This window comes from Martelella sp. (assembly GCF_984369615.1).
This window is the reverse complement of record NZ_CFHTCS010000352.1, coordinates 1-4,451: the sequence shown is the minus strand read 5'-3', so window position 1 is coordinate 4,451 and position 4,451 is coordinate 1. Positions and strand designations below refer to the sequence as shown.

General features: G+C 64.9%; 3 protein-coding genes. 2 read left to right on the top strand and 1 reads right to left on the bottom strand.

Translation table 11 applies throughout. The features are described from left to right. On the top strand, positions 1 to 515 hold a 515-nt coding region (gene lexA, locus AC5DC2_RS19985), incomplete at its 5' end, for a transcriptional repressor LexA (RefSeq protein WP_491699740.1). Here the strand turns inward: lexA and AC5DC2_RS19980 are convergent. Then, positions 469 to 3,288: a ComEC/Rec2 family competence protein gene (locus tag AC5DC2_RS19980; protein ID WP_491699739.1), complete on the bottom strand. Its 2,820-nt coding sequence runs from the start codon at positions 3,286 to 3,288 to the stop codon at positions 469 to 471. The two genes, lexA and AC5DC2_RS19980, sit on opposite strands and share 47 nt — an antisense overlap. A gap of 401 nt (positions 3,289 to 3,689) precedes the next feature. Here AC5DC2_RS19980 and AC5DC2_RS19975 point away from each other — a divergent pair. Continuing rightward, the coding region (locus tag AC5DC2_RS19975; protein WP_491699738.1) for a citrate/2-methylcitrate synthase at positions 3,690 to 4,451 on the top strand (762 nt) is incomplete at its 3' end.

Sequence of the window (4,451 nt, the reverse complement as noted above, 5' to 3'; positions counted from 1 at the left end):
TTGAAATCCTGCGCATGCCGGACAGCATGGCCGCGCAGCCGCCGCGCCGCGGTTTCTCGCCGAGCGTGATCGAGGGCAGTCTCGGCAAGACGCCGCCGCCGAAGCCGGCCGCCGGCGCTTCCGAAAGCGGATCGTCCGATATTCCCGTCATGGGGCGGATTGCGGCCGGCGTTCCGATTTCGGCCATCCAGGAAAACACCCACGCCATTGCCGTCCCGTCCGAGATGCTGGGTACCGGCGAGCATTACGCGCTCGAGGTTCAGGGCGATTCGATGATCGATGCCGGTATTTTCGATGGCGACACGGTGATCATCCGCAACATCAACACTGCATCCCCCGGCGATATCGTCGTGGCGCTCGTCAATGACGAGGAGGCGACGCTGAAACGGTTTCGCCGCAAGGGCGCTTCGATCGCGCTGGAAGCGGCCAACCCGGCCTATGAGACACGGATTTTCGCCGCAGACCAGGTCAAGGTTCAGGGCAAGCTTGTCGGCCTGATCCGCCGCTACCACTGAAGAAGGCGAGCCGCTCGGGCAGCGTGATCGGCGCCGCATATGTCCCCGAGCGCCAGTCATAGAGGCGATGCCGGCTCCAGGGCCGCGTGACCGATGCGATTGCGGGGGTGATCGCGACATGTATCTCGTTGCAGGGGGCGGGCGCGAGGGCTTCGCCGCGCGCACCTGCGGGCCGGTTTTGGGCAGAGATTTCAAGATCACTGGCGACCGGTGCAGGAACGGTCGCAGCTTCGCCGTTTGAGCTAGCGCGATACTGTCTTTCACGGGCGCGCGGAACCGCTCTATCCATTTGTTGCGATGCATTTTCGCGGATGCCAGATGATTCCATCTGACTGCCCAATGCGCTGGTCGGCCGCGCGGCTTCGTCGGCCTCTGCCCGTTGCGCGAGGTCCGGTTTCGGGCCGGCGCGCGGGCTATCGGTTAGGGCGGCGCCTGCATTGCCCGTCAACCGCGAGTGGCTGTCCTCCCAGACGGTCCCTGGCGCGTCATCGCCGATAACATAGTCAAAATCACCGAATAGCCCGACGCGCGCATGTGCGTCCATGTCCAGCGTTTCGGCGGGGCTGGATGGCTTTGCCTTATCCGGCGCTGCGCCGTCATCCGGCGGTTTGATCATGAACCGCAGGGCGCCGGTCTGGCGGCGCATCGCCGGCGTCACCAGGAAGCTTCCGGAACGGCAGGCCTCGAACCCCGGCCGATAGACGCTAATGACGATATCGGCGCGGTCGCAGGCCGCGCCGGTGAGCGCGGGCCGGAAAACCTGGGCGACGCGGAGTGGCCGGGCCTGCGCCGGCGCGCCTGAAAGCGCAGCCACGCACCATGCGTCTTTCTCGCAGATGAAGCGACCCGGGCGCGCGGCCGCGGACGCGCTATCGGCTTCAAAAGCGGCGTTCGCCGCGCGCATCTGTTCCCCGTCAAGGCGCTCGAAACGATCGACCCCGTCGAGCAGGACCGCGATCCGTTCGCCTTCGACGGGCGGCTCTGCCGCCTTTATCGCGTAGGCGCTCTGCCACTGCTCATAAATGAAGGCGGGCGGGCGGTTTTTGCTGAGGGCAGCTGCGTTGCCCGCCAGAAGCGCCAGCAGCGCGCCGTCCTCCGACACCAGCAGAACCGGCGCGCCATCCTCGCGCGGAATGATGAGAAGGCTGAGGGCGAGCGTCATCGGCGCCAGTCCCGTCAAGCGGAGGCGCGTGCGCAGCAGCACCAGCGGCATGAATCCGGCAAGAAACAGCAGCAGAAAGCCGGGCGGCATCGCGCCCGTCTCGAAGGCGCCGCCGAGACCGTCGACCCATTTCGCGATCGCGATCACCCAATCCAGGCCGAGTCCCATGGCCAGGAGAAACGGCGCATGAAGGCCGAGAGGCATGGCCAGCATGGCGAGAAGCCCCGCCGGCATGACGAGGAAGGTGACGATCGGCATGGCCAGCAGATTGCCGAGGAGGCCGTAGCCGGCCACGCGCTGGAAATGGGCCATGGCGATCGGAGCGGTCGAAAGCCCTCCGATCAGCGCGGTCATCACGATGCCGGATGCGGCCAGCAGGATAATCCGCGCCAGGGCATGCGGCTTGAAGCCGCCCTCCCCGGCATGCCGCCTCTGCCAGAAACTGTAGCCGGCAATGAGCGCCAGCGTCGCGGCAAAGGACATCTGCATGCCGGGTCCGATGGCTTCCGACGGTGACACGGCCAGTATCGCAAGAGCGGCAAGCGCGACATTGCGCAGGCTGATCGCCGGTCGGTCGGCCACCGCCGCGGCCAGCATGATGGCGAGCATGATGAAGGCGCGCCGCGCCGAGACCTGCATCCCGGAAATCGCGAGATAGAAGGCCGCGGCGAAAATCGCCGTAAGCGCGGCGAGTTTCTTCGTGGCGACCGCCTCGGCGGCTCTCGGCGAAAAGGACAGGATCAGCCGCAGCGCGGAAAAGAAGATGCCGGCGGCAAGCGCCATGTGCAGGCCCGAAATGGCGATCACATGGGCAAGGCCTGCATTGCGCAGGGCATTCAGCGTCCCGTCGCTCATCGCCCGCCGCTGTCCGGTGATGATCGCATTGGCGAAGGCGCCGGTATCGCCCGGAAGCACGGCGCGGATTCTTGAGGCGATCGAATCGCGCAGACCCTCGATCCAGCGGCCGGCGGCATCTCCGGCGGATTGGGCGACCCCCTGTTGCGGGAGCAACGCGGGCGTCGGCAGCGCCTGCGGGGCGCCGTAGAGGAACCCGACCGCGCCGATACCGTCGAAATAGGAGAGAAACCCGAAATCGACCAGACCGGGCAGCGCCGGCCCGGACGGCGGGGAAAGCCGCGCGACGCCGGTCATCGCGCCGCCGATCTCGACCGGCGGCGACTTGCCGCGGGCCACAAGCGTGACCCGCTCCGGCGGACGGCGGATCGCCGGCTCTTCCGTTGCAAGGACCCGCACGACATAGCGCCATCCGCTGTCAGTCGGCTCGCGCGCCTCGACGAGGCCGGTGACGCGCGTGGTTACAGGCGAATCCAGCATCACCGTCGAAAGTCTGAGGACCTCGAACTGTGCGAACACCGCGCCCGTCAGGAATGCCGCGGCGAGGCCGGCCGCAAGCCTTCCCCCCGGTCGCGCATGCCGCAGCATCAACCAGGAAAGGACGGCAATTGCCCAATACAGCAATAGGCCCCAGAGCGCTGGCGATGCAGGCCTCGAAAACCACCAGGCCGCGCCGAATGCCATCAACAGCGGGACAAACAGAAAGGCCCGGCCGAAGGCCAGTTCCTCGCCAGCAAGCGCGACAAAACGCCCCACCGGTCGTCGCGGGCCGGCATAAGCGCTCCGGTTGTGCGGCAAGGCGCGAAAAGGCCGCCTCAAACGGCGCCGGGCGCGCCCCTTCCAGCCGCCGCCCCTTTTGCCGGGGCGGCGTTCCAGGCCTTCAGACTGCTCCCGTCCCTCTTCCATTCCACCCGCCCGCGTGCAACGTCCGGTATCGTGTATCCGGTCGTAATGAAATGCAACGTTGCAGGCGGAGACGGTCGGGAAATTTTCCTTTTCAGATCATGAAAAAACTTGCTAAACGCAATTATAAATCATCAATTGCACCGCAACATGAACCGTTCAGCGGCTTGGCAGCGGCGCATCGATCCTATACCTAGTTCATACCTTTGCTCGTGTATCTCACGCGTGTCGCGCTGGAAGATTTGGAGGATAGCATGACGGAAACTGGCAAACTCATCTTGGACGGACAGGAACTGGAACTGAACGTCGAAGCAGGCACCTTCGGTCCAAAAGTGCTCGACATCGCCTCGCTCTACAAACAGTCGGGCATGTTCACATACGACCCCGGCTTCACCTCAACCGCGTCGTGCAAGTCCACGATCACCTACATTGACGGCGACGAGGGTGTGCTGCTGCATCGCGGCTATCCGATCGACCAGCTGGCCGAAAATGCGGACTTCCTGGAAGTGTGCTATCTGCTGCTGTTCGGCGAGTTGCCGACGGCAACGCAGAAGAAGGATTTCGACTTCCGCGTCACCCACCACACGATGATCCATGAGCAGCTGACGCGGCTCTTCACCGGCTTCCGCCGCGATGCCCATCCGATGGCCATCATCTGCGGCTGCGTCGGTGCCATGTCGGCATTCTACCACGACTCGATCGACATCTCGGACCCCTACAAGCGCGAGATCGCCAGCATCCGGATGATCGCAAAGATCCCGACGATCGCGGCGATGGCCTACAAGTACCACGTCGGCGAACCCTTCGTTTACCCGCGCAACGACCTCGATTATGCGGCGAATTTCCTGCACATGTGCTTCGCCACGCCGTGCGAGGAATACAAGGTCAACCCGATCCTCTCGCGCGCCCTTGACCGCATCTTCATCCTGCATGCCGATCACGAGCAGAACGCTTCGACCTCGACCGTGCGCCTCGCCGGTTCTTCGGGCGCGAACCCGTTCGCCTGCATCGCGGCC